This is a genomic window from Gluconobacter cadivus (assembly GCF_015244745.1).
GTDB classification, from domain to species: domain Bacteria; phylum Pseudomonadota; class Alphaproteobacteria; order Acetobacterales; family Acetobacteraceae; genus Gluconobacter; species Gluconobacter cadivus.
This window is the reverse complement of sequence record NZ_JABCQI010000010.1, coordinates 79,252-106,134: the sequence shown is the minus strand read 5'-3', so window position 1 is coordinate 106,134 and position 26,883 is coordinate 79,252. Positions and strand designations below refer to the sequence as shown.

At 55.3% G+C, this 26,883-nt stretch carries 19 protein-coding genes and 1 riboswitch; of the genes, 7 read left to right on the top strand and 12 right to left on the bottom strand.

The window, feature by feature from the left end; translation table 11 throughout:
* On the bottom strand, positions 1–2,082 hold the full coding sequence (locus tag HKD28_RS13770; protein ID WP_194268803.1) for a DUF6311 domain-containing protein: 2,082 nt from the start codon (positions 2,080–2,082) through the stop codon (positions 1–3).
* Positions 2,083–2,246: 164 nt separating this feature from the next.
* Here HKD28_RS13770 and HKD28_RS13765 point away from each other — a divergent pair, with 164 nt between their 5' ends.
* Positions 2,247–3,431: a serine hydrolase domain-containing protein gene (locus tag HKD28_RS13765; RefSeq protein WP_194268802.1), complete on the top strand. Its 1,185-nt coding sequence runs from the start codon at positions 2,247–2,249 to the stop codon at positions 3,429–3,431.
* Positions 3,432–3,457: 26 nt separating this feature from the next.
* Here HKD28_RS13765 and HKD28_RS13760 read toward each other — a convergent pair whose 3' ends face one another.
* From HKD28_RS13760 to HKD28_RS13750, 3 genes are all read right to left on the bottom strand, one after another.
* Positions 3,458–4,207: a C1 family peptidase gene (locus HKD28_RS13760; protein WP_194268801.1), complete on the bottom strand. Its 750-nt coding sequence runs from the start codon at positions 4,205–4,207 to the stop codon at positions 3,458–3,460.
* Between the two features lie 81 nt (positions 4,208–4,288).
* Positions 4,289–4,789, bottom strand: a complete 501-nt coding sequence (locus HKD28_RS13755; protein WP_194268800.1) for a hypothetical protein — start codon at positions 4,787–4,789, stop codon at positions 4,289–4,291.
* A 79-nt stretch (positions 4,790–4,868) separates the two neighbouring features.
* The gene (locus tag HKD28_RS13750; protein WP_194262899.1) at positions 4,869–5,204 is read right to left on the bottom strand and encodes a hypothetical protein; all 336 of its coding nucleotides are present in this window, start codon (positions 5,202–5,204) and stop codon (positions 4,869–4,871) included.
* 214 nt (positions 5,205–5,418) lie between these two features.
* Here HKD28_RS13750 and HKD28_RS13745 point away from each other — a divergent pair, with 214 nt between their 5' ends.
* The 3 genes from HKD28_RS13745 (at position 5,419) to HKD28_RS13735 (ending at position 10,879) form a co-directional block, all read left to right on the top strand.
* Positions 5,419–7,545: a M3 family metallopeptidase gene (locus HKD28_RS13745; protein ID WP_194268824.1), complete on the top strand. Its 2,127-nt coding sequence runs from the start codon at positions 5,419–5,421 to the stop codon at positions 7,543–7,545.
* A 71-nt stretch (positions 7,546–7,616) separates the two neighbouring features.
* A complete protein-coding gene (locus HKD28_RS15790; protein ID WP_235993487.1) occupies positions 7,617–9,176 on the top strand; it encodes a hypothetical protein in 1,560 nt (519 codons plus the stop codon).
* A 14-nt stretch (positions 9,177–9,190) separates the two neighbouring features.
* Positions 9,191–10,879: a M28 family metallopeptidase gene (locus tag HKD28_RS13735; protein WP_194268799.1), complete on the top strand. Its 1,689-nt coding sequence runs from the start codon at positions 9,191–9,193 to the stop codon at positions 10,877–10,879.
* 19 nt (positions 10,880–10,898) lie between these two features.
* Here HKD28_RS13735 and HKD28_RS13730 read toward each other — a convergent pair whose 3' ends face one another.
* Positions 10,899–11,810: a LysR family transcriptional regulator gene (locus tag HKD28_RS13730; RefSeq protein WP_194268798.1), complete on the bottom strand. Its 912-nt coding sequence runs from the start codon at positions 11,808–11,810 to the stop codon at positions 10,899–10,901.
* 106 nt (positions 11,811–11,916) lie between these two features.
* On the opposite strand from HKD28_RS13730, the gene HKD28_RS13725 reads away from it, so the two are divergent.
* Together HKD28_RS13725 and HKD28_RS13720 are read left to right on the top strand one after the other, a co-directional pair.
* A complete protein-coding gene (locus HKD28_RS13725) occupies positions 11,917–12,729 on the top strand; it encodes a DODA-type extradiol aromatic ring-opening family dioxygenase (RefSeq protein ID WP_194268797.1) in 813 nt (270 codons plus the stop codon).
* Positions 12,730–12,767: 38 nt separating this feature from the next.
* Complete coding sequence (locus HKD28_RS13720; RefSeq protein WP_194268796.1) at positions 12,768–13,379, top strand: YceI family protein; 612 nt, start codon at positions 12,768–12,770, stop codon at positions 13,377–13,379.
* 60 nt (positions 13,380–13,439) lie between these two features.
* On the opposite strand, the gene HKD28_RS13715 is transcribed toward HKD28_RS13720, so the two are convergent.
* The 6 genes from HKD28_RS13715 to HKD28_RS13690 form a co-directional block, all read right to left on the bottom strand.
* Entirely contained in the window at positions 13,440–14,732 is a 1,293-nt protein-coding gene (locus HKD28_RS13715; RefSeq protein ID WP_194268795.1) for an MFS transporter, read from the bottom strand.
* A 73-nt stretch (positions 14,733–14,805) separates the two neighbouring features.
* Complete coding sequence (locus tag HKD28_RS13710) at positions 14,806–16,638, bottom strand: hypothetical protein (protein WP_207729007.1); 1,833 nt, start codon at positions 16,636–16,638, stop codon at positions 14,806–14,808.
* 426 nt (positions 16,639–17,064) lie between these two features.
* Positions 17,065–18,198, bottom strand: a complete 1,134-nt coding sequence (locus HKD28_RS13705; RefSeq protein ID WP_194268793.1) for a cupin domain-containing protein — start codon at positions 18,196–18,198, stop codon at positions 17,065–17,067.
* A gap of 54 nt (positions 18,199–18,252) precedes the next feature.
* Positions 18,253–18,993 carry a YoaK family protein gene (locus HKD28_RS13700; RefSeq protein WP_194268792.1) on the bottom strand — a complete coding sequence of 247 codons (741 nt, stop codon included), beginning with the start codon at positions 18,991–18,993 and terminating at the stop codon, positions 18,253–18,255.
* Positions 18,994–19,383: 390 nt separating this feature from the next.
* Positions 19,384–21,024, bottom strand: coding sequence for an ABC-F family ATP-binding cassette domain-containing protein (locus HKD28_RS13695; RefSeq protein WP_194268791.1), 1,641 nt, complete (start codon positions 21,022–21,024; stop codon positions 19,384–19,386).
* 104 nt (positions 21,025–21,128) lie between these two features.
* Positions 21,129–23,765 (bottom strand): M1 family metallopeptidase, encoded by a 2,637-nt coding sequence (locus tag HKD28_RS13690; RefSeq protein ID WP_207729006.1) that lies wholly within the window; start codon positions 23,763–23,765, stop codon positions 21,129–21,131.
* 172 nt (positions 23,766–23,937) lie between these two features.
* A riboswitch (Fluoride riboswitch) is annotated at positions 23,938–24,016 on the top strand.
* Between the two features lie 36 nt (positions 24,017–24,052).
* Between HKD28_RS13690 and HKD28_RS13685 the strand changes: the two genes are divergently transcribed.
* The gene (locus HKD28_RS13685; protein WP_194268790.1) at positions 24,053–25,345 is read left to right on the top strand and encodes a voltage-gated chloride channel family protein; all 1,293 of its coding nucleotides are present in this window, start codon (positions 24,053–24,055) and stop codon (positions 25,343–25,345) included.
* An 8-nt stretch (positions 25,346–25,353) separates the two neighbouring features.
* Here the strand turns inward: HKD28_RS13685 and HKD28_RS13680 are convergent, their stop codons facing one another.
* Positions 25,354–26,715 carry a superinfection immunity protein gene (locus tag HKD28_RS13680; protein ID WP_194268789.1) on the bottom strand — a complete coding sequence of 454 codons (1,362 nt, stop codon included), beginning with the start codon at positions 26,713–26,715 and terminating at the stop codon, positions 25,354–25,356.
* Between the last annotated feature and the right edge of the window lie 168 nt (positions 26,716–26,883).

Genomic DNA, 26,883 nt, shown 5'->3' with positions numbered 1-26,883 from the left:
TCAATTCAGTCTGTTGAGTTTGAGGCTGAGGAGAGCAAGCCCGAGATGACGGGGGTCCTGTCCGATCTGCACCGGATTACTGATCTGTAATTGCAGGCTTGCGGAATGTTTTTCAGGAGGGAGCGCGAAGTCGGCTGTATAGTCGGCATCGTGAGGTTGTACGTCCCATTCAGCAATCTGCGTCCCGTTCAGGAGTACCCGGACGTGCTGCGGTGTACCGGGCGAGGAGTGCATTCGTAATACAAGATTTGCTGTATGGACATCTGCAGGCAGATTAAAATGAAGGCGGGCTTCAGGCGCCTCACTCCACACGCCCCAGTCTTCAGGATTGGACCATCCATTCTCAAGAATTTCTTCATGCTTAAATTGCCGACCTGCCGTGACGATCTCCTGATCGATTGGCAAAACAGGGGGCAGCGGCGGAGGGGACAGACCTGCTGGAAGCGGCACATCCGCTGCAACGCAGAACGTGGCCTTGTCCCAGACGCCACATTTTGCGTGTTGCAGGCTGCTCCAGCGTAGCGCGTGCAGACGCTGTGAGGCGCCGGTCAGGATCACCAGTGTCCGCGGATCCAGAGGATGAGGCTGTTCGGCTGAAGGGTGGCAGGCAGATTGCGGCGTTGTTCTGGCTGTGTACATGGTGTTGACCGACGCATTTTTTAGCGCTGCGGCATACAGAAACTGCATGACATAAATTGCATCAATGCCGTCACATTCCAGGCGAGGATGAATCTCGATCCTGTCAAAAGGCTGCATTATCGAAGAAAGCTGACTGTCTTTGGCGGAGGGAGGCTCAAGGAATGAGAGTTCAATCTGATGAACATCAGAACGGATATTGCGAGTGTCCTGCCATTGAAGTGCAATTCCTGCCAGCAGGACGAAAGGCCACACTCTCGGCCAGGCCCGGCGGAGGCCGTAAATTGCTCCGAGCATGATCAGATAACCAACCGGCCAGAACATCCGTCCTGACGATCGCATCTGTTCTGCGCCCGGAACCCTGAAATGTGTGAGTAGAACCGGAATATGTAAAAAGTAGATGCGATTTGAAAGAGCAATGAGCGTTAGCGCCAGACATGCCAGAAGCAGACCGGCATGCTGTTTTGGAAGTTGTGCAAGAAGCTTAATGCCTCGACGACTCAGAAGGGCAAGCCCAAGGGTCAGCAAGACACCGGCGCCAAGATATTGATATCCTTCGTACTGACCACCGGTTGCTTCTACGAGGCTGGAGGAGACAGACGGAAAAAGACTGGAATGAACCGGCCAGAAAGGGGAGGCGAGGTTCATGGAATAGAGCCCGTAACCACCGCCACTCGCGCTGCCCCAGTATCCCAAAACCGATCCGATGCCGATGATCCCCAGTCCGGATGCGGCTGTAGCCATTACCGCGGGTGCACAGGCTTTCCAGTTTCTCTTTCGTAGCAGAAGAGTCAGGGGTACGGCGCCAAGAATGGCACCGGCCATGACCATCAGATAGGGATGAATCAGAAGCGTCAGAACTGTTATGAGAGCCAGCAGCCAAACCGGTCTGGAACCTGCACCAGTTCGTGTGGCCCTGAAATAAAGACCGATCGCCAGCAGCAGGATCCATTGCCCGCACAGAGCCGCATGGCCAATTCTGAAGATGAAAGTCGGAAAACAGGAGGCAAAAACCGCGGCTGCAAACGCAGGAAGAAGGCGCTTTTCTCCTAGAGACCGCAATGCGAAAACTGCGCAGACCGGTTGCAGTGTCCAGCACAGGGCAAGATAGAGAATGATCCCCTGAAGCATGTCCGGAAAGAGCGGATGAATGACTTTCAGAAGGAGAGCTTCCAGCGGAATACTGTCCGTCAAACCGATATTGGTACCAGCAGGTGCTCCCAGTCGCTGATCCAGTAGAAGCGGCCAGTGCCATCCCTGCCGCAGGAAATAAATCTGGCCAATGATGTGTTGGACGAGATCACCTGAAGCATGACCGGGCAGTTTTCCGCGGATCAAGGCAAGCGGAAAGCATTGCAGCGCCTGAAAGAGACCGAATACCAGCGAGAGCGTGTAAACCGCAAACCTGTTTGTGGATGGCTTCAGAACTGGGCGTTTTTCAGACAAATGACAACACTCGTATTGAACTGTTATTTCAAGGTTGAGTGGCGTCATACAGGAGAATTGTGGCCAAAACCACGCCTGATGGTGTCTAACGGGCCACTCTGTTGCGCATTCGAAAAAAACGGCTAGTCTTTTGGCTCGGGATCAGGAACGGGGGAAACAGGGATATGTCAGACGGACGTGCCGAAATGAAATATGCTTCTCTGAAACGACGGCACGTTCTGCTGGGTGGTGCGGCTGTCTGTGTCAGTCAGATGGTGGCCTGTGCACGTCCGACATCGTCTTTCGACGCGGTGGATGTTCTGGTTCGTAATACCGTCAGACAAGGGGAAACGCCGGGCGCTGTTGTTGTCATCGGACATGACGGAAAAATCGTACACCGTTTCACATACGGGAAGCGGGCAATTGTTCCAGCCTCTGAACCGCTGAGCTGGGACACGCATTTCGATATGGCGTCCCTGACCAAACCGACCATGACGGCACTGTCGGTGATGCAGCTTGTCGAGCAGGGCAGGGTGGGTCTCGATGACCGGGTCAGCCAGTATTTTCCGGACTTTGCATCTAACGGCAAACGCGACATCACGATCCGGTTGCTGCTGACCCATTATTCCGGTCTGCCGCCTGATGTCCCTCTGAATGATCCGTGGACTGGCAAGGCCGAAGGCGTCAGGCGGGCCATGACGTCACCGTTGATCAATCCGCCCGGCGAAAAATTTGTTTACAGTGACATCAACTACATCATGCTGGGGCTGCTGGTGGAAAAGCTGAGCGGGATGCCGCTCAATCAGTATGTAAAGGTCAATATTCTTGATCCGTTGGGGATGAAGGAATCCGGCTATCTTCCATCCTCCAGTCTGAGGCCGATCATTGCTCCGACCCAGTATGACGATCAGGGTGTCATGTTGCGGGGGGTGGTTCATGATCCGACAGCACGCAGGATGGGCGGTGTGGCAGGCCATGCCGGCTTGTTCTCAGATGCGCAGGATATGTCGCTATACGCGCAGGCGCTTCTGGATCGGCTGAAAGGACGGCCGAGCAGTTTCCCGCTGAAACAGGAAACGCTCGTCCTCATGACCACGCCGCAGCAGCCAGCCGGGAAAACGGATCTGCGGGGGCTGGGATGGGATATCGACACCCATTATTCATCTCCGCGTGGAGATGTGTTTTCCCGGAGTTCCTTTGGTCATACCGGTTTTGCCGGTACATCCTTATGGATTGATCCCGACAGTGACAGCTATGTGCTGATCCTGACGAACCGGGTTCATCCTTCAGGAGGTCATAGTGTTGTAAAACTGCGGCACGATGTGGCCACAGCTGCGGGAAAGGCGCTTGGCCTCTCCGCACCCGTTTGAAAATATCCGCAAGATCGAATTGCTCTTTATACGCCTCGCGCTTCTGCCAGAAGCGCGTCGAACGTTTCCCCGTTTGGCGATGTGCCGGGAATGGAGAGCCAGTTCTGGCGCGACAACAGACCGTAGGCTTCGTCGGCGATCTTTGTGAACGTGTCCCACGGCATGAAGGTCCGTGTCCCCCATGTGTTGAAGAAAAGCCCTTCAGGGTCGTAGCCAACAAGCGCAATGGCATGCCCCCCCACTGGCGTTCTGTCTGAAATGGCGTTCCAGTCCCATGTTGCTCCCAAGGGCAGATCCATAAAGCCCTGAGGAACCTGAACCCCTGCCAGCACACCACCCAGATAGCAGATGGCGCGACGGATACCGTCACAGTCTTGCGGGTTGATCGTGCCATAGGCCGTCAGATAGTCCAGTGTCTGACCAGGGCGGTGGAGGCCCTCGCGGAGCCAGAAATTCAGCTCGTCCAGCAGTACTGTTCCGTTGTCCCGGGCGCCTGTCTGCGGATCAAAACCGGTGACGGCTGCGTAATTGTTCAGCACCATGCTTGTTGGCAGTAAGACCAACGCCTGTGCGGCATGGGTCCATGTCGCTGTCAGCGCCGCCTGCGCTGCGAAGGCGCAGCAGCCATACCGGTCATTGCCCCACATCTGGTAGGGAACCCCGGCGGACCAGTCCTTCTGCGCGGGAATGTCCGGGAGGCGTGAGGCCAGCATGGGGGCCAGACGATAGGTGCGGGGATCATGTCTGGGCGCACGTTTGCCAAGGCATCGGGGCATGGGGAAACTCCGGCAAGGGAAACTGGAATATCGGAGCGGTTCAGGCAAACCGCTCCAATGTTGAGGTTGTTGGATTGCGGCTCAGACGCCCTGATAGATCCGGGCGCGGATTAGTTCCGGCGTTTCTACAGGCGCCGCGAGGGGAGCAGCCGTCACGCCGGCAAGGGCTTCGACCAGCGGGATCATGGCGGCGACCGTGGACATGTAGCCAGCGGTCGACGGCGAGTAAGCCTTCACGATCGGCGTTGCGATGGCCAGCAGGGTTTGAAGATCCGTTCCAAGGCTTTTGGCCCAGTCTTTGCCGGTGGCAATCGTGATCGTGCCGTTTGAATTGGCCGCGACCTGAGCCGAGACGCTCTTGATCTGGGCGATCAGGTTGTCGAACTGCGCTTTGTCTTTCTCGGACAGATGGCTTTCGAGTTCGGGAATGCTTTCGATCGCCTGAACCGCGTAGGCAATGGCCGCCGCATCATTGCTCAGGGCGGTTGTGTTGAACGAGGCCGTGTTGGCGGTCGTGGTGCAGGCGCTCATGGAAACGAGAAGAATGGTGCCAAGGCTCAGGGCGAGAATACGATTACGCATTAAATGCTCCACACATAAAAAAAAGCCACCCGAAAGGCGGCTGAGATCAATGAAAATAGCTGACGGAAAAATTCGGTTATTATTCGACGCGTCTGGGAACTTCACCGGCCTTCGGATGCGTCGAGGCCATGTCCAATCCCAGTTTTGCAGCGTCATCCACCCGCGAGGAGCCCACGGGCACCATGATGGCTTTTGCGCCCGGCTGATACGCGCTTGTGTTCCAGCCTTTTGCCTGCGCTACGGCGCTGACGATCTGAAAAAGCGGCAACAGTTTTGACGTGCTGGCAGGGGGTTTCCAGAAGCGAAGAGCCAGAGCGGCCGAAGCGATCAGGAAAGTTATGATTGAAACGATATCGCCAGCATATTTAGCGGGCAGATAGGGCAGGATTGTCTGGAACAGCGATGTCCAGTCCATTGTTGTCTCCGGCTATAAAAATACCGCCCCGAAGGCGGCTGTGCCAACACACCCTCCCGGTCTAGGGAGGGGCGTTCGCGCGCACCAAGGAGAAAATGACGTCAAGTGCCAACTGACTGGTTTTGCGCCCTTTCCAGAAGCAGCAGCTTGTGTTTGACGATCCATCGTGAAGGCCATACGGTTCGCCATCATCACGACTGTCACAGGCGATTTCATGGCTTTCAATTTCAGGCTTGCCGCAGTTGCTGCGGTTTCGGCTTTCTCTCTTTCTGCTGAAGCCCATGCGGCTGCGACAAACCCGTTTTTCTCGGCAAGTACGCTGCCTTTTCAGGCGCCCCGTTTCGATCAGATCAAGGACAGCGACTACGCCCCGGCTTTCGAGCGCGGCATGGCCGAGCACCTGCGTGAGATCAATGCGATTGCCAATAATCGCGCGGCCCCGACTTTCGACAACACGATTGTTGCAATGGAGCGGGCCGGGCAGACGCTCAACCGCGTGCAGATGACGTTCTATGGCGTCTATCAGGCCAATACGAACGACGCGCTGGACAAGGTGCAAAGCGCGGAAGCCCCGCGCCTGACGGCTCATGAAGATGAAGTCTATCTGAACGCAAAGCTCTTTGCGCGCGTGAAATCGCTTTATGATCGTCGGGAGAAGCTGGCACTGACGCCTGAACAGGCGCAGCTCCTCGATATTTATTATCAGCAGTTCGTCCATGCTGGAGCGCAGCTTTCTGCGGCAGACAAAACAAAGCTGCGGGCAATCAACACGCGGCTGTCCAATCTCGAAACTCAGTATGAGCAGAAGCTGATTGCGAGCGCCAAGGCCGGTGCGCTTGTCGTGGATAACGAGAAAGCGCTGGCGGGTATGGACGCGAATGCGATCGCCTCCGCCGCCAAGGCTGCGCAGGAGCGTAAACTGACTGGCAAGTGGGTGATCCCGCTCCAGAACACGACACAGCAGCCTGATCTCTCATCCCTGACCGACCGCGATACCCGAAAGGCCCTGTTCGACCAGAGCTGGACGCGCGCGGAAAAAGGAGATGAGAACGACACCCGCGCCACGATTGCTGAACTGGCACAACTGCGCGCGCAGAAAGCCGCACTTTTCGGTTATCCGAACTTCGCCGCCTATACCCTGTATGACCAGATGGCCAAGACGCCGGAGGCTGCTGAGAACTTCATGCAGCAGCTTGTCCCGGCCACGGCTGCGGAACAGAAGCGTGAAGCTGCGGTTCTTCAGGAGACTATTCGCAAAGACGGTGGCAAGTTCGAGTTGAAGCCATGGGACTGGGAATATTATTCCGGTCAGGTGCGTCGTGCGAAATACAATCTCGATCAGGATGAAATCAAACCGTATTTCGAACTCAAGACGGTCCTGACGGATGGGGTGTTCTTCGCGGCCAATCAGCTCTACGGCATTACGTTCAAGCAGCGGACAGACATTCCTGTCTATCAGCCGGATGTCATGGTGTTCGAAGTCCATGACAAGGATGGATCTCCGCTTGGTCTGATGTATTTCGATTACTTCAAGCGCGACAACAAATCTGGCGGCGCATGGATGTCGAACTTTGTTGGGCAGTCGAAGCTGCTGGGAACGAAGCCGGTCATTTATAACGTTGCCAATTTCACCAAGGCCGCTCCGGGTCAGCCACAACTCATCACGTCCGACGATGTGACGACCATGTTCCACGAATTCGGCCACGCCCTGCATGGACTGTTTGCGGACCAGGCATATCCCTCGCTTTCCGGCACCAGCGTGGCACGGGATTTCGTGGAGTTTCCGTCCCAGTTCAACGAGAACTGGGCGCTGGACCCGAAAGTGCTTTCCCATTACGCCCGTCACTACAAAACTGGCGCTCCGATGCCGGCAGCGCTGGTCGAGAAAATCCGCAAGGCCGCGCATTTCAATCAGGGTTATGCACTGGGCGAGATTGTCGCGGCCGCTGAACTGGACATGAAGTGGCACAGCCTGCCTGCTTCAGCTCCGCGTCAGGACGTGGACAAATTTGAAGGCGCAGCGCTGGACGGTATGGGGCTGGATGTTGCAGTTGTTCCGCCGCGGTATCGTTCCAGTGATTTCCTGCATATCTGGTCCAATGGCTATTCTGCAGGTTACTATGCCTATTTGTGGACGGAAATGCTGGATCAGGACGCATTTGCCTGGTTCCAGGACCATGGAGGATTGACGCGTGAAAACGGACAGCGCTTCCGCGATATGATCCTTTCGAAGGGGCATACGATGGATTACGGTCCGATGTTCAAGGCGTTCTATGGTAAAGATCCTGACATTACGCCAATGCTTGTCCATCGCGGTCTTGTTTCTGATCCGGGCAAGTAATTGTAGTCGGGAAGAAAATCATGGTTTTCTTCCCGATTTTCCACCCATGACGTAGGAACAGGCGATCTTACATGCGCAGAATGAACGCCCTGTCGTCTTGCGGCCCGTTTCTCGCGCTGCTGGGTGTGCTGTATTTTGGCCTGAAGGCTTTCTATGGTTTTGGAACCCCTTCTTTTGGAGATGAATCCGGGCATATTCTGGGTGGTCTGGCCATAGCGAAAGGTGATGTCCTGTATCGGGACTATATTGACGCTCATGGTCCTTTGATCTTCATTCTGTCCTGGAGTGTCAGCCTCTTTTCCGACTTCCATCATGCTTATCTGATGCGTCTTGTTCCTATCGTATGCACGATAGGAACTTCCGTTTCAGTATTCTGCTCTCCGGCACTTCAGAAAAATTCTACGAGGTTTCTTGCTATTGGCATGTGGCTTGCCGCGATGGGCGCTCAGTGGTCAGTTCAGGCCTTCAACATGGACAGTTACTGGACTGTTGGCGGAGATCTGCTTGGGGGCGTGATAGCGCTGGTGATCCTTCCGCTGTTGCTGGGAGCAGATATCGGACGGTGGCAGGCGCGATGCGGAGGCGCCTGTCTCGCGCTTCTGCCTCTGACAGCCTATTCCTTTGCTCCAACTGCTGTTCTGCTGGCTCTGTCTGTGTTGATCGGTCGTCGCCCCGGATCAGGAAGTGCCACTCCCAATCTTCTGGCCGGGGCTGGAGGAGTGCTTGCAGTCTGTCTGGTATGGATGGTGTTCTATGGCGATCTGGGAGGAATGATCGCCTATCATTTCGTTGCAAACCAGTTCTATTACGCGCCCTATATCGATGTTGGTCTGAGGGCGTTGGCGCAAAGCCTCATACCTTCGCTTCGGCCTGATGCCCTCGTTCAGTCTTTGGCTACGATCTGCTTTTATGGCGGTAGCGTTCTTCTGCTTGTAGCCTCCCGGCAGAGGTTGGCCGTTCTGTTGTTGCTGGGGGCCATACTCATGACGCAGGTGCGTGGTGCGCTCGGCTTTCAGGATGGCACATTCGCCATAGGGGCTCTTACGCTTTGTGTGCTGATGCTGATGCGGATGACGCAGCCGCGCGAGATCGTGGCAATTCTGGTTGCTGGGTTGTTCTGCACCCTGTCCGTTCTCGGTCTGCGACAGGCGACGTCCTCGCCGTATGATATGAGTCGTGCGCAGCAAAGACAGGCTGGATTCCACCCCATTCATGAGAATGCGGATGTCGGATTTGTTAAAGTCATTCAGAAATACTCTGAACCGCAGGAACGTATTCTGGTTATTCCTTATAATCCGGACGTTTACATTTACGCCGGTCGTCTTTCCATGAAGAAGTATCATGAATATCTTCCGTGGGAAGCAGACTATGCCCGCCATCCCTGGTTTGGATATGAGCGTGATTTGTGTGTGGATCTCCCTGCTAATCTTCCTCCCGTTATATATTTCGATGATTACCGCGTCTGGGGACGGTGGAGCGCAGCGGATTACATGCCCTGCGTTCTGAAAATTCTCGCACGCGACTATCAGCGCGACCCGGTTGAAAAGAGCGTCTATATCCGTCGTGACCGGCTGGATCGCGACACCACCAAGGCCGGAAATCCGGCCTTAGAGCCTCAAAATACCCACTGAAAGTAATGCCTGTCATGAAGCAGAAAACCTTTTCCCGCCGCATTCTCTTTCTTGCCACAGCGCTGACGGCTGGTCTGCTGAACCCCGTCGCGGGATACGCTGATCCTTCAGCAGATATCAGTCCGTCGCGGATGTCGGAAGCAATGAAGGTTCTGTCTTCGGACCGGTTTGAAGGCCGTGCTCCGGGAACGGAAGGGGAGAAGGTTACGGTTCCCTGGCTGATCGAACAATACAAGGCTCTGGGGCTTGAGCCTGCGGGAGAAAACGGTGGATGGACGCAGGATGTTCCCATGCTTCGGACCAGAACCGGTGCTACGGGATCTGTTGTGGCCCGGACTGGCGGCAAAACGCTTCCGCTGGTTCAGCTGAAGGACATCTATCTCTCAACGCTGCTGCCCGAAGAGCGGCTCAAGGTTAAAAATGCTCCAGTGGTCTTCGTCGGCTATGGTGTCCATGCACCGGAGCGCCACTGGGATGATTTCAAGGGTGTGGATCTTAAGGGCAAGGTCGCGATTTTCCTCGTGAACGACCCTGATTTCGATGCGGCTCCCGGCGAGCCCGTTGCGGGACGTTTCGGCGGAAAAACCATGACGTATTATGGGCGCTGGACCTATAAATACGAGGAAGCCGCCCGTCGTGGCGCCGTTGCGGCCCTGATCGTTCATGATACGGCTGGGGCTTCCTATCCGTGGAGCACCGTGGTCGCGCCGGGCGGTGAAGCCTATGACGTGGAGCATTCGGCGAGCGAAAGCCGCCCCGTACCCGTTCAGGGCTGGCTTGAGGGGAAAGCCGCAGATGCACTCTTCCGGCAGGCGGGGCTGGATCTTGCAGCGCTCCGCATCAAAGCACGCTCGGAGGATTTCCGGCCGGTCACTCTGAAGCACACGACATTCTCGGCCAATCTTCCGGTTACGGTCGACCGCCTCAAGAGTCAGAACGTGCTCGCGAAGATCACGGGTGCGAAATATCCGGATGAGACGGTCATGTTCGGCGCGCACTGGGATGCTTACGGCAAGAGCACGGATGCCCAAGGCAACACGGTCATTCGGCGTGGTGCGATTGACGATGGCTCCGGCATTGCGGCGCTTTTTGAAATTGCCCGGGCTTTCAAGGCAGGTCCGAAACCCGATCGGACGGTCCGTTTTGCAGCCTGGACGGGCGAGGAGCGGGGTCTTCTGGGATCAGGCTGGTATGTGGCGCATCCGCTGGCCCCTCTGGACAAGACGGCAGCCAACCTGACGATGGATGTGCTGCAGATGGCCGGCCCTGCACATAATGCCTTCATTATCGGGGCAGGGCAGAACACGTTGCAGGATCAGTTCGCGGCTGCTGCGGCTCTTCAGGGGCGCACGACACAGCCGGAAGCGATGCCAGAGCGTGGGGCGTTCTATCGCGCCGATCATCTGCCGTTCGCGCGCGCGGGGGTGCCGGTTCTCGCGGTGATGGACATGGCCGGAAAGTTCGATCTTCTAAAAGGCGGGACGGAAGCAGGTGGCAAATGGCTGACGGCTTATATGGCCTGCTACCATCAGGCCTGCGACGCCTGGAGCCCGGACTGGGATGTCAGGGGCGCTGCGCAGGACGTCTGGGCCGTCTGGAAAGTCGGACATGACGTGGCGTTTTCGCATGACTGGCCGCAGTGGAATGCCGGTTCGGAATTCGCTGCGATCCGTCAGAAAACCGCGCCTTCGACCGTTCACTAACCCGTCTTTGCCGGTTCCGTCAGAGTGTCCAGGGCGGAACCGGCCCATACTGTTCCACCAGAAAGTCAATCATCGCCCGGATTTTGAGCGGGACATGGGGTGTGGGGGCATACACTGCGTGTAGTTCCGGCCCTGTCATCGTGGGCACGTCCAGTGACAGGGGCACCAGCCTGCCGGATTTCAGTTCTTCCGAAACGATGAAGAGCGGCTGATAGATGATCCCCTGTCCCGCAACGGCGGCTTCTCGCAGGATATCGCCATTATTGGCGCTCATCGGCCCGCTGACCATGACAGTCCGTTCGCCTTCGGGGCCAAAGCTCCAGCGGGTCGCGCCAATCTCCTGGCCGAGTGTGTAGCCCAGACACTGATGCTCCTGAAGTTCGGCGACGGTATGAGGTGTGCCATGCCGTTCGAGATAAGATGGGGAGGCACAGACCACGAAATCTATCTGAGCCAGCGGACGCGAGCGTAATGCGCTTAACGGCATTCGCCCGATACGGAGGGTCAGGTCCCACCCTTCCGTGATCGGATCAATCCTGCGGTCATCAAGTCCGAGTTCAACCGTAACGAGGGGGTGACGCTGGCTGAATTGCGGCATGATCGGGCCGACATGCCGGATGGCGAAGGAGACCGGGGCATTCAGACGTAGAATGCCCCGCGGCTCCTGATTTTCGGCCGAGACTTCCTGCTCCATCTCTTCAAGATCCGTGAGGATCTTCTGCGCGCGGATCAGCAGCAGACGTCCCGGTTCTGTCAGAGAAAGTCTGCGGGTGCTGCGATGAAACAGCGAGACGCCAAGCCGACTTTCCAGAGCAGCGATGTGTTTCGTGACCATCGTCTGGGACAGACCGAGCGCACGTGCAGCTCCAGAAAAGCTTCCCAGAGCCACAACCTTTGCAAACACCTGCATGCTGGTGAAACGATCGAGCATTTATCTCACACTCCTAGTGTCAGATCATTTTCCAAAACAGGGAATTATTCTTTCCCGGAGAGGGTGGCAACATCCGTTTTGTCGAATGATGAGGAAGGTCGTGAAGATGCCGCAGGAAAATCAGGAGAACCGACAGCCCGTTCTCTTTCTGCCGCATGGCGGCGGCCCATGCTTCTTCATGGAATGGGGAAACACCTGGGACCGCATGGCAGCCTATCTTCGCTCTGTCAGTGGAACGCTTCCCCGTCGGCCAGATGCGATTGTCGTCATGTCCGGGCACTGGGAAACGGATGAAATGCGTGTCGCCTCGGCACCTCATTCGTCACTCATCTACGACTATTACGGTTTTCCTCCTCACACCTATCAGCTTAAGTATCCCGTGCCGGGTGCGCCTGATGTCGCAGCGAAGGTGCTCGGTCTTCTGAGCGCTGCGGGTGTTTCCTGCGCCGCCGATCCAGAGCGCGGATTGGATCATGGGGTGTTCATTCCGTTCATGCTGGCCTTTCCGGATGCCAGTATCCCGGTTGTAGAAATTTCTCTTCCCAGAACGATGAACGCGGCAGATGTCTTGCAGCTTGGGCAGAGTCTGGAGCCTTTGCGGGGCGAAAACATCCTGCTGGTGGGCACGGGCATGACGTATCACAACATGCGTTATCTGATGCGGCCGGATGCTGTGTCAGATGCCCGGTCCGTCGCGTTTGATGCTTGGCTTCAGAGCGCGGTTGAAGCGTCTTCCGACCTTCGCAGAAGTCGTCTTATGGACTGGGAGCGTGCCCCCTTCGCACGGGACTGCCATCCTCAGCCGGAGCACCTCCTGCCGCTGATGTTTGCCGCCGGGGCCGCGGGAACTGATGCAGGGCATCGTGATTATAGCGACGTCATCATGGGAAAAGCCCTGTCCGGTTTCCGTTTCGGCTGACGCCTTTCACCTTCACACATATGAAAGACTGTAAACTCATGAACACATATTTTCTCAAAAGCGTCGGCGCAGTATTCGCCGCGGCACTTCTGTCTTCCAGCGCTTTCGCCGCCACACCAGCAAGCGTGCCGTCGGGCGTCTATTCGGTCGAGACCAGCCATACGCAGATCGGGTTTTCCGTCCTGCATTTTGGTTTCACCTATTATTCCGGCCAGTTCTCCGGCGTTACGGGAACGCTCCAGCTTGATTCGACCCATCCCGATGCCTCGCATCTGAGCGTGACCATTCCGGTTTCAAGCGTCTCGACCACCAGCACGGTTCTGACGGACGAACTCAAAAACAGCGAATGGTTCGATGTTGCAAAATATCCGGAGGCAACGTTCGTCTCGACGCAGGTTCGCCAAACAGCTGCGGATGAAGCGCTGGTTACCGGGAATCTGACGCTGCATGGCGTGACGCACCCGGAAGTTCTGCACGTCCATTTCGTGGGAGCAGGCGTCAATCCGATGGACAAGGCCTATACGGTTGGTTTTCAGGCTCAGGCAACGATTCATCGGAGCGATTTCGGGGTGAAGAAATATGTCCCCTATGTTGGTGATGACGTGACCTTGACCATTGCCGGAGCGTTTGAAAAGACGGCAGCGAAGTAACGCGCAAAAAAAAACGGTCCATTTCCATGGGCCGTTTTTTGTTTCGTCTGTTCGGAATTCTCAGGAAGCCTTGCGGACTTTCCAGCCAGTTTCCTTGAGACAGAACCCCAGAACAATGGCAATTCCGATCCCGATGACCAGCGGCAGGAAAGCCGTATGGAACTGCTCCATCGTCTCCGGTGCAGTCTTGCCCATCAGGGCGGATACGAGCGGGGACATGATCCCGGTCGTCCCGAAAACAAGGAAGTTCATGACGCCTGCGGCCGTTCCCTTGACCTCTGGCGGATTGACTTCCTTCATCGAAGAGAACGGGATCATGGCGGCGCCCGATGCGATCCCCATGATCAGCGCCACAGAATAGTGCGGCAGAATCCCGACCGGGACGTAAAGCGCACAAAGCGACGCTGCCAGCAGGACCATCGCGCCCCCGATCAGAACGGGCTTGCGACGACCGATCTTGTCCGAAATCCATCCCAGCAGCGGGCAGCCGATAACCCATCCGATGGGAACCATTGAGACGTCCGTGGCTGCGAAACCCATCGTTGTGTGTTCGCCCTTACTGAGCATCAGAGCGCCCCAGCCCAGTGCGCCGATCGTCGTGGGTACGAACAGCAGACCGCCAGCAAGTCCTGCAATCCAGCTCTGCGGGTTGGAGAAGATAATTTTGAACGGATGCAGCAAGTTCGCAACGGACATGTCGCCGTGATGGTGGTCGCTGTCTCCGGTATCACGCGGCATGACAAAAAAGACGGCGACAGCCAGCAGTAGACCGATAACGCCGAAACCCAGCCAGACGGACTGCCAGGGGATATGGAAAGAACCGTGCGGATCAATCAGGATACGGGTTGGCTTGGAACCGAAAGCGGCGCCGGCCATGCCCATGCACTGCGTCAGTCCGACGAACAATGCCAGTGTCCGCGCTGGAAGATACCGCGCGGCAACGTAAGAAGCCCCCACGAAAGCACAGATCGCGCCAATGCCCTGAATGATGTAACCGCCAATCCCGGCGACCAGACTGCCCTGACCGAAAATCAGGCACCCGACGCCGGTTACGGCAATGAACATTGGCATGATCGCATGTGCGCCGTACCGGTCCAGAAGCACGCCCACGGCGAGTGCCATCAGCGCATAGACGATGTAATAGGATGCGATCATGAGGCCGAGATGGCTGTTGCCCCAAGCCTGTGTCAGTTCATCCTGCATGATCCCGGGAGCGGAGCGGATGGCATACTGATAGAAATAGAACAGCGCGCATAGAAACCATGAGAGCACATAGAGTGGCTGAAGTTTCTGTGGTTGCGCCGGTGACGGGTTGAGGGGCTTGGAGGCCGCCTGAGGTGATGTGCCAGACATGAAATTCTCCAGTATGTCATGGATGGTCAGTCAGACCGGACAGCATGATCGTGATAGGAATATTCGCCAGATATTATTGCTGGAACGGGTAGTAGCGGAATGTCACATACACCGTATGACCATAGGTCGTGGGATCGACAGCATGACCTGCGCCATCATTGCCTTTGAACGCGAACTTCCGGATATAGGTATACTGGAGCCCTCCCATGACGCTGCCATAATGGCCGTCCAGAAAATGCCACCAACCGCCTGTCGTGAAAGCGGCAAGCGTTTTTGTCTGAGCGGAGCATGTTCCGAATTCGTATTCACACCCGGACAGGTTCAAATCCGTTGCGCCATAGCCGTGCTGAAGCCCGTCTGCGCCCAGATAAGTACGGCGTCCGGCGGTTTCTACACCTCCATAGGTGTAGAGCAGAACAGAACGCGCCGGATGGCCTACAAGGCCAAGCGAACCCATGATTTCCGGAACAGGACTGGGATTTCCGTTTTTATCGAATGTCGTGTCGGGGAGAAGGGTTGGTCCGTAACGTCCCACGCCCTGACCGGCCAAGACGTTGCCGGTCAGCTGTAGTTTATCCGTTCCGAGCGGTACAGTCATGCCAGCTCCCACACCACCGCCGAACTGGGTGCTTTTATGGGTATGATTCTCGCCCGCGGGCTGGATTAGTCCACGGAACCATCGGCCCAGGCCGAAAACTTCGTAATGTCCGAAAGACGTATCAACAGCTGCTTTGAGAACGATGTCAGGCGCAGGATTGTAGCTGTACTGCGTATTGGGATTCAGCAGTACGCCACCTGCATTGGAGTAAAAGACACGCGGTCCGGCCAGACGACCATAGCTTGCGGGAAGCGTGCCACCTGAACTAAGGGAGTCTGAAAAAGCTACCGTTGCTTGAGGGTCCTCAACGGACAGTGCCAGCCAGTATTTCTGAGCCCAGTCTTTGGCGATCCGGACCTGCGGGACACGAGTGAAAGTAATCCCAGGGATCTGGTTATTATCCGTCACGGCAGGGAGCTGTTCCTGGCGGGGAATGACACCCTTGGCGTAATTGGTCGTCAGACTCCATGCCTGTCCCATGAGGACATGCAGCCCCCAGTCCTTCTCAGTGAAGGTGAAGTAACCCTGACGCAGACGAGGTGTGTAACCATTGATCTGCACGCTGTTGGTCGTGCCACCAGACCCACCAAAGTCAGCTTCGACATAGGCCTGAAGACGTACGGCTTTGGTCGGATTTGCTTCCAGAAGGGTGGAGAAACGTGTGAGCTGGGCCGAGAAACGCTCTTCGCTCAATCCGTGATTGGGGCTGTTGGCATAGGGGAAACCGTTCCATGCCGTCGCAGGCCCACTGGTCAGATTTGAGCTTCTCCAGATATTGGAGAAATCAATGAACCCACCGAGGCGCACGGTCAGATTACCGATCTGGAAAACAGGCGGAAGATGATCCACTTCGGTCTGCGTAATCGCGAGAGGGCTGGAGGAGGTTAGGTCGATGGATGTCCTATGGGCTTCATTATGCTGGGTTCCCAACCACTGGAACAACGGCGGCGGTGTCTGGTGAGTGGCTGGGGGAACAGGATTATAAAGAGCAGGGGTATTGGTTGCACTGGTTGGGGCAAAGCCTGTCGTTGAAACGGGCATAGCTCCGGTTGAGTGCGATGAAGGCGACATCCCTATATGATTTGTTTCAAGCCCCACTATTGTCTTATGGGACGCAAAAGCTGCTTTCGTGGCGCGGGAATGCGTTGTTTGTGAAGAGGTTTTGGTGTGTCGACGTTCCTCGATAGCCTGCAACCGGCCTTCTAGCATACGCATTTCGGCTTTGATGGCGGCTAGTTCCTGATCGTCAGCGCTTTGCGCGAATGCTGTCGGGGAACCTCCGATGAAAATGGCGGCACTCAATAGCAGTCTGCACCGTCTGGGCAGATGTTGCCCTACGATCTTCAGGCCACCAAAAGGAGACACACTTTATCCTTTCTGTAAATTCCAACGCGCGTAAATGTCCGTCTTTCGTAAAGATATCAGCTAAGACATTCACAGAAGATACTTACGCGGTCGCGGAAGTTTAAATATTGATTCACATCAAAAAACTTATATTTTTTAAGAGATGAAAGTTATTTCCCAATTTTGTCTTTAATGACCGACGCAGAAGATGGTCGCGGAAACCTGAAATCGGGATGATATACGGCCAAATGATGCGTTCGCGTGGATTGGTGGAGGATCACGAGAAGTGTATCGACGGTGCAAAGGTCATAATCCACATCGTGTGGCAGGCCTCATGCTCCGTCGAAGCACTCACAGGAAGGACTTTAAAAAGCCCCGCAAAACAATAATTTATTTTTTGACAACGGGCTGCCGTGTAGTCCTGAGATGACTGATAAATTGATCATCAACTTGAAGGTGCCCCTTGACCAGATGGGCAGGCGTGAGGGCCAGCCAGTTGTTGAACGAGATATCTTTATACTGGCCAGTATGAAAAACATTAATGACCCGGACAGGCTCATCGCCGATGTTTTCGATGTAATGTGCCAAGGTTCTTGGGACATACCCGACATCTCCAGGAACAAAATCAAATGTTCTGGCATTGTCGACGGCATCAAATACTGTCATCCGGGCTTTCCCGGAAATATAATATTGCAATTCATCAGCATCCGGATGCCAGTGGATTTCCCGCATTCCGCCGGGTTCCAGATCGATAATTAAGGCAGCCAATGTCGTGACGCTAAAATTGCGCGAGTCAATAACCTGTGTAGCTCCGCCCGGATAAGCCGTAGGCGGCGTTGCGGAGGCGCGGAAAACATATTTGTCGGTAAAGTTTACAGCTCCCAGATCATGACGCACCTGCTCAAGCGGAGGGGGAACTGGCTGACGGAAAATATATTTTTCATGCGCCGGAATATTGGCAAATGCAGCTTCGGGAACGCCAAAATTTTTCGCCAGAACTTCGCGAGGAATATGAGCAAATAATTCGGTGACCAAGAGTGTTTGATTTTCCGAAAAATTACCATCGTTGAAGACGAGAACAAACTCAGTGCCTTCCTCCAAGCCTTGAATGGCATGTGGAAAGCCTGCGGGAGCAAACCACAAATCACCCGGCTCCAGATCTTCAATCAGTGTCTGGCGCTGATCATCCATGAGGTAGAAGCGAACTTTCCCTTTAAGAACGTAAGCCCATTCTGCCTCTTTGTGCCAATGCATTTCACGCACGACACCGGGGGGAAGGCGCATATTAACGATGGCAAGTTCCTTGAGTGCTCCCATCTCGCGACAGGTGACTTCTCGTGCCCATCCACCGTCTTCAAGACGGTTATGCGCCATCGCGAAAGGAAATTTCAGATTGGGAATGCCGCCCTTATCTGTTGCCGGAGGCAGAAAAATATCCGGGTTTTGCTGTTCAATTTCCGGATTACGGGGGCCCACGATATCGGCACCCTTAGAGCCCATAATTGGCTGGTTCAAATTTTCCATTTGTAAGCACCTTGGTTTGAAGAAGAATTGAGAAAACTTTAACGCAATGTTCGCTTAAACGAATGTGGCACCAGTTCTTGGGTCTGGGCTTGATTTATCTTTTCTTGAAAAAAGAGTAATCAACAGAAGCGAAATGATCGTAATTATTAAAGATGTATTATTTCCAATGTATTTATCGCAGAAAAATCCAAGAGCTCCGCCGATGGCAAAACCAAACAGAACGAAGAAGAATATCCCTGCCCACATCAGGTTGGACTCTCCATTAATTCCATCTTTCTTAAAAAAGCTCTGAGCCATAAAGTTAAAAGCCATTTGCACTACAAAGGTAACGGCCACGTTTCCATAAAGCATTCCATGATCTTTATGAAATGCATTCCCCTGCATTCCTGCGACAAAACTGATGGCTACAGCCAGAAAAGCTAAGGGGATTGTGTTTGTGAATGCTAATAATGTGATTATGGACAGTAAAATACATTCAGACCATAGAACAATATTTGAAAAATTACGACCTTCTTTGATTAGGGTTGTCATCAAGACACCGCACACAGCAGATCCCAAACCAAAAGCAATAACGGAACTGAATGCAAACCAGAATGCAATCCAGTCCCCTTCTACCAAGCGGTAACCAACCTGTATGACATTACCTGATTGAACTGTGGCGAAGGTTTGTGCATGGAAGAAAGTCCATGCGTTCATCAGTCCTGCACAAAATGCGAGACTAAAGCCTACTCTCCTCTCTTCCATGAGAGGGAAAACATTTGTTTGAGTGGAGTTCTTTGCAGCTAACTCTACCATTTCACCTCCTCTTTTAATCAAGGGATATAGGGAAATATCAATGGATATTTTTTAAATTAAGAAAGTATTAATAAATAAAAATATCATGCATATTCCTTTTGTATCTTGTGAATAACGCCTGCAATATTGATAAGTTTCCATCAGCATATTTGAGATTATGATCTCGGGCGATTGATTATGTTTTGATTTTATGGCTGCCTCCGCGATGAGGACTTTTCCGTTGATAATGCTGTTCAGAAATGCTCAAAAGCTCGACGATCCGACTATAAGCTAATTTATTACCATTTCTTGATTTGAGGTATTGTTTTTATAGTGGAAAGATTATTTATCTCTCCACTATGGATGTCTTGGGAAATACCATATAATTTTTAAATAAAATAAATAGAATATTTATTTATTCTTGTTTTTCTTATTCTTTGACCGTTTTTCCTTGGCCGCGTTCTGAGATGGAGCAGATGTTCCCCCCTTTGCGCGCTCGATTACGAATTTAGCGTAGTCGTCCATATCACCATCGAAAGGCACGATCTGATTGTCTGCCGCAAGCCAGAGACGGTCCGCGACCAGCTCCATAAGAGAACGGTCATGGGTGATGAGAATGACTGCGCCCTCGTAGCTGTTCAGTGCATCCAGGAGGGCGCGTCGGCTGTCGATGTCCAGATGGTTGGTTGGTTCATCAAGGATCAGCAGGTGCGGAGCAGCCATGGCCACCATGTTCAGCAGCAGGCGGGCACGCTCGCCGCCAGACAGGGCTTCAACCTTGGTACCCTGTTTTTCGAAGTGGATGCCGAATTGGGCCAGACGGGAGCGGTGAGACTGATCGCTGTCTGTCGGGCGGGCCTCACGCATGATGTCGAGTGGGGTCTGTTCGGGGTCGAGCGCCTCGATCTGGTGCTGATGGAACCAGCCCACCTCAATGCGGGGAGAGCGCGAGACTTCACCAGAGCGGACTTCAAGGGCACCTGCGATCATCTTCGCGAAAGTGGATTTGCCGGCACCGTTAACGCCTAACAGACCGATGCGATCATCCACGTCCAGTCTGAGGTTCAGGTCACGCAGGATGGCGGGGTCGTCTCCGTAGCCGACCTCGACGTTTTCTAGCCGGATCAAAGGCGGTGCGAGTGGGCGGGCAGGAGATGGGAGAAGAAATGGTGAGACGGAGGCTTCGATCGTGGTTTCGATAGGAGCCAGTTTGGCGAGGCGCTTGACGCGACTCTGGGCCTGCGCGGCCTTTGCGGCCGACGCTTTGAAGCGGTCCACGAAGGATTGAAGATGCGCGCGTTCTGCTTCCTGTTTGGCGCGTGTGGCACTCTGCAGGCGGATCTTCTCGGCACGCTGACGCTCGAAATCGTCGTAGCCGCCGGTATAGAGTTCCAGCTTGCCTTCCGTGACGTGCAGCGTGAAGTCTACGGAATTGTTCAGGAGTTCGCGGTCATGGCTGATGATGAGCGCGGAATGGGGATAGCGGGCGAGGCGCGCTTCCAGCCATAAGGCGCCTTCGAGATCGAGATAGTTCGTCGGCTCATCGAGCAGCAGCAGATCGGGTTCGGCAAAGAGGGCAGCGGCGAGGGCCACGCGCATTCGCCAGCCACCCGAGAATTCGGCCATCGGACGGTCGAGGTCTGCCGTGGAGAAGCCCAGACCATTCAGGATTTCTGCCGCGCGGGAGGGCGCACTGTCCGCATCGATTTCGATCAGGCGCATCCAGATATCGCCCATCCGCTCAGGATCGGCTGTTTCCAGCTCTGCCATGAGGGTCGCGCGTTCCGTATCGGCTGCGAGGATCGTATCGATCAGGCTGATGGGGGTGGCGGGATGTTCCTGATCCACTGTTGCGACACGGGCAGCACGTGGGATGACGATTTCGCCAGAATCCGGCTGAAGCTCGCCTTTGATGAGTTTGAAAAGCGTGGATTTTCCGACGCCATTCCGGCCAACCAGCGAAACCTTGGATGGGTTGGGAAGGTTCGCGCTTGCACGATTGAAGAACTGTCGTCCCCAGGCGTTGAAGACAAGGCTTTCGATCTGAAGCATGGGGCAGGATGGTCCGGTGGCGGGTAAAACAAGAGAGTCACGTCTATAGCAGTTTTACCGCCCCGGACAGGGACGAGGCGGATCTTTTCCGCCTCGTTGGAGTGTTAGTGAGTGTGAGTGGCAAGCCAGTCGTGGATCTGGCTCTGGGCTGCCTGAACGGCTTCCTTGCGGGCTGAAACGGCATTGACTGCATGGGCCGTGGCGATTTTTGCACCGGTTGTCATACTGGAAGACGGGTCTTTCTGCAGTTCGGCGAGAATATCCGGATTGTTGGAATGGGCTGCGATGGCTGGCAGGAACCCGTCCTGTGACCAAGGGGCGAGATGTGTACGGATTTCGGCTTCATGCTGGCGAACGAGCTTCCAGACGAGATCCGGGTTTTCGCTGGCAGAGGCGATCGATGACAGGGCCATTGAAATACGACCGTTCGGGATAGCGCCGCTATAGGCCAGTTCAACGTTGCGACGGATCAGATCGGGGTCCGTGGCGTTGGCAAGAGCTTGGAACAGACGCAGTTTGACTTCCGTGGCCTGCGTATCGCGGACCTTCTTTGCCATGATGTCATAGGTTGCAGCATCGGCATGCTTCATCGCCAGAGCCGAGACCGTACCGACCAGATCGGGGCGCAGGGAGGCCGGGTTTTTGAGCCATGCCGCGAAACGGCGCTTGGCTTCTGCAAGGACTGCGGGATCGTTGAAGTTCCCAAGAGCCGAAATCACGGACGGACGGAGCATGGTGTCCAGCACGCTTTCATGTGGCTTCTGGTCCCAGCCCAAACGCTTCAGCACGGGAGCGAGGCGGCTGCGAGCGTAGGCCTGGAATGCCGCGCGGTCCGGGCTGTTGATTTCATAGGTATCAAGCGTTTCCAGCTTGCCGATGATCTCCTCAAGCGTGGCGATGTCGCTCTCATGCGCAGCCGTCAGTCGGTCCACGAGATCGAAATAGGAGGACAGGTTGCCATGACCGGCCCGGAACTGGGCGAATTGATCACCAAGAATATTGGCGCGATCCACCGGCGCAAATTTTGAAATCGAGGCGGCGATCGGTGCGAAAGCAACATCGTCGTAATGCACGCGGTAATAGCCGCTCTCGCCCAGATCGAGCTTGAGGGGGGCGTTGCAGTGGGGCAGGGTGAAGGTTACGGGCTCAGCACCGAGGACCAGCTTTTTGGTCTCAAGTCCCGGACCGCCTGCAACAACCGGAATGTTCCAGGTCAGGGCTTTCGCATTGGGATCGTGGATCGTGAAACGGCTCTGCGTCAGAGTGTAGGTTGTCTGGCCGTTCTGGCAGACCGCCGCGACATTGACCTGCGGGATGCCAGGCTGTTCAGTGAAGCTGCGGGCCACCTTGCCGACATCCTGACCTGAGGCCTGTGACAGGGCGTTCCAGAGGTCCTGACTGGTGGCATTTCCGTAAGCATGGGCCTTCATGTAGGCGCGCATTCCGTCGCGGAAATGGTCTTCGCCAAGCCAGCCTTCCATCATGCGGATGACAAGCTCGCCCTTGCCATAGCTGATGCCGTCAAAGGCGGAATTGGCTTCGCTCACATTGTGGATGGTCTGCTGGATCGGATGGGTGGTGGACAGGGCGTCCGTTGCCATCGTGCTTTCGCGGGTTTCGTGCTGGCGCGGCCAGATGTCCCATTCCGGGTTCATCTTGTCCGTCGCCTTGATTTCCATCCACGACGCAAAACCTTCGTTCAGCCAGATATTGTCCCACCAGCCCATAGTCACCAGATCGCCGGACCACTGATGCGCCATTTCGTGTGCGACGACTTCATAGATCAGTTCGCGGGTGCGGGGCGTGCTGTTCTTCGGGTCGAACAGTAGGACGTTGTCGATATAGGTCAGCGCGCCCCAGTTCTCCATCGCACCGGCCTGATAGTTGCCGGGGATGGCCAGCATATCCATTTTCGGCAGTGGGTATTTGATGCCGAAATAATCGTTGTAATAAGGCAGGATCTTTTCGGCAGCACCCAGAGCGTAGGTGCCCTGATTTTCAAGGCCGGTCGGTGCAAAGACGCGCAGAGGTGTGCCGTCTGCCTTACCATCGACGGAGGCCATGTCGCCCGCTACCAGTGCCAGCAGATAGCTCGACATGCGCGGGGTCGCGGTGAAGGAGACGCGCTTTGTCTTTTCATCCTGCTGTGTCGTGCCGATGATCGGCATGTTGCTCACGGCGGCATATTCAAACGGGAGCGTCACGTTCAGCTGATATGTGGCCTTGAAGGCCGGTTCGTCCCATCCGGGGAACATGCGGCGGGCATCAGCGACTTCGAACTGTGTGACAAGCATCCGCTGAGGCTTGCCCTTGGGGTCTGTATAGTCGTCAACGTAAATGCCGTTGGGCGTCTTCAGGATCGGACCGGAATACTTGATGGCCAGTGTATGAACGCCAGCCGGAACGGGGGCCGGGAAGTGCAATGTGACCGTTTCTGCGGCGTCATCCTGATGTATGACGGCTTTCTCGGAGTTGTCGAGCAGGGCGCTCGCCAGTTTGAGACCCGCCTGATTGAGCGTGATATCCGCAGTCGGGGTCTGGACTTCGATCCGGATGATTTCGTCACCCTGAAGGGTCAGATGATCCATGTCGGTCGTCAGATCAATGACGTAATCCGTCGGCACAACGGTTTTGGGAAGCTGCCCCGGTGTTGTGGCGAAGGAGAAGGTTCCTTCGGCATGCGCTGCAACCGTGAAGGGCAGCCCTGCGAGAAGGGTGGTAAGAACCAGAAGGCGACGCATGATATGCAGCTCCTTAAAATCAGTCGGACAGAAGAACGGATCAGGCCGTTCGTTTTTGTTACAGTTACGGTGGCATACCCCTGTCATGCTGGAAAGTGGCGTCCCCTTAAAACCTTGTCATCTGCCAGCCGAACGGAGCTCTTGACAGATTAGGGGCGGAAGGGCTATTTTCCTGCCTGAAGGCAATGGATTCTGCCTGACCATTCATGGTCGAACCGCTTCGTCCGGAAGCTGATGATTCCTGTCCAGCGCCCTCTGGGGCACAAGGCAGGAGACATGCGTCCGTCATGAACGACGTTCAGAACCAATTCCGTTTTTCCAGTATTCTCGATTATTGCCGGATGGGTGCTGTCCTCATCATGCTGTCGGTGTGTATCGGCAGCGTCTGCGCGCTATTTCTGTGGCTTCTGGACGTCGTAACTGCTTGCAGGATCGCTCATCCGGTTCTGCTGTTCGGCCTTCCTCTGGCTGGGGTGGCGGTCGGCTTGTGGTATTTCTGGTTCGGACGGGATGTGGAAGGCGGGGCGAACCTGATCGTGGACGAAATCCACGAGCCGGGGGCCGGAGTTCAACTCCGTATGGCGCCCTTCGTGCTGATCGCGACAGTTGTGAGCCATCTTTTCGGCGCGTCTGTCGGGCGGGAAGGGACCGCCATACAGGTTGGAGGCAGTCTGGCGAGTGCGACAGCGCGGCTGTTCAGACTTCGCTCTTCAGAACGCTGCGCCCTGCTGGTTTGTGGCATTGCCGCCGGATTTGGTTCCGTCTTCGGAACCCCCGTTGCAGGAGCGGTTTTCGCTCTGGAAGTTTTGACTTTGGGCAGGCTCAACTATCGGTTTCTTTTGCCCGCAGCCATGTCTTCCATCATTGCGGACTGGTCCTGTCGCGCCTGGGGAGTGCATCACGTTTTCTACCCTCTGATGTTTCAGGGAACACTGAGTGCCGACGGTATGCTCTGGCACGTCAATCCTGTGCTGGCTGCGAAGGTTGCCGGTGCGGCTGTTGTTTTTGGTCTCCTGAGTTGGATATTCGCGGAGAGCGTGCATCGTCTGGCGGCAGTTATGAAAACAGTCTGTCCGAGATCATGGCTGCGTCCGGCCATTGGCGGGATTGCGACCATTCTTCTGGTGATGGTCGTTGGGAATAGGGATTATCTTGGGCTGGGCGTTCTTCCCGCAGAACCCGGTGGAGCGTCCATTGTCAGCTTTTTCGGGCCTGCATTCTATCCCTGGTCCTGGTTCTGGAAACTCGTTTTTACGGTCACCGTTCTGGCGAGTGGGTTCAAGGGCGGGGAAGTCACGCCACTGTTTTTTCTGGGTGCCGCCTCGGGCAATGCTCTGGCCCATGCGCTGCACATGCCGGTGGACCTGCTCGCCGCTGTGGGGTTCGTGTCGGTCTTTGCCGGGGCTGCGAACACGCCTCTGGCCTGTACCCTAATGGGGGTGGAGCTGTTTGGTGCCGCGGATATCGCCTATTTCGCGATCGGATGTTTCGTGGCCTGCGCTTTTTCGGGAAAGACCGGCATTTACCTCTCACAGCGTGTCGGAACCATGACGCTGCGAGAGGCTCGGAGCAGAAACTGATCGTTTGTCTATGCCTTACGTGACTGCAGCGTGAGGGCCATGAAAAGAGCTGCGACCCAACCGATGATCGTCCAGCCCAGCAGGACCGCCACCATCGCGATTTTTCGCTGATCGACAGTGTCGCGTTTGTACGCGATCAGGATCGGGAGAAGATAAAGAACCAGCCCGAGACCTAAGAGGATAGGAAATAGGGAGCCGGATTTGGTTGATTTGTCAGAAACGGCGGTATCGGAATCCGTTGTCGTGGGCTGGGCAACAGCGGATGACGAAGACACCGGCTTCTGGGGGGCGGATTCCGTTGGTGAAGGAGGCACGTTCGTCGAACCCTGATCTCCTCGAACCGAAGCAGCCTGTTCCGGCGTTATGTAACCGGTTTGGACAAGAAAGGCCGAGAGGGCCTCGGGAAATGGAAGCAGTTCTTTTTCTTTGGCAGAACAGCCATGACCATTCTGTTTTTCTGCGGCGGGTTTGAGATCACATAAAGACAGGCCAGATCCGGCCTCTTTTGTGGATTGCGCATGAGCCAGCATATCGCGCCACCCTTCGGAGAATTTGCCCAGATTGGCCATAGTCGCGACCTCATAGGCCAGAAAACCATTCGGCTCGAAACGACCGGATCGTGTCCAGCTGCGGCGTCTGTCAGCCAGATCTTTGGCAAGATAGTCCCGATAGACCGGATCGCGTGTCACATTTTCCAGAACACCATCATGATAACGCGAAATTACAACAGGTGATTCAGAACCGGCATGGGAGGCGAAAGTATAGAGGAAGGACTGATCGAAGGTCAGGATTTCCTGCTGTCCATTTCCGACGATATCCACGATCTGCGGCTCACCATCACCGTCCATCGCTCCCAGTTCGAGGTGCTGCCATTGCCCTTTGGAACGCAGATCGAAAATGGACGTAAGGGAGCAGCAATGCGCACCCCCCGTATAAGCCGAGACCATGACTTGTGGGAAAGGGGTCGACGCGTCCAGCTGTCTAAAAGACATTCTGAGCTGCGCCATGCCGTCATCTTCCGTCCCATAGGGTGTCAGGGGAAAAGAAGACGCCTGTGCCAGCGTATCTCCGGGCGTGCGGAGTGTCAGGAAAGCCATGCTGCAAGGGGACGCCGGGCTGGAATCCATATCGCCCCAGACGATCGGCACATTGCATTTTGTCGTGTGTCTGACGTCCAGCGACGCGACAACGCCCCGTGCAGAAAGCGTGACATGAGACCCCTTTTCCAACTCGGCATGAGCGAGCGGGAGGATTTCTGGCGACGCCGCTTTCGCGGAAGGTAAAGTTCCGGTTAACGCGGCACTTACCAAGGCGCTTGCGAGAAGTCGGAAGGTCGTGACCGCGGATCGTTTTCTTTTCGTATCATGCAATGTTTTGTCATCTCCGCAGTCGGGTAGTTCTGAAGTATCGCTAATAACGCTCTCAAACATTGGCAGTTTTTACCAGGCGTTTCCTTAACAGCAAGGAAACGTGATCAGTCATAAAAGAAATAACAAGAACCTGTTGCTGAAGACAGCTTTCTCAATCCGGTTTCAGGC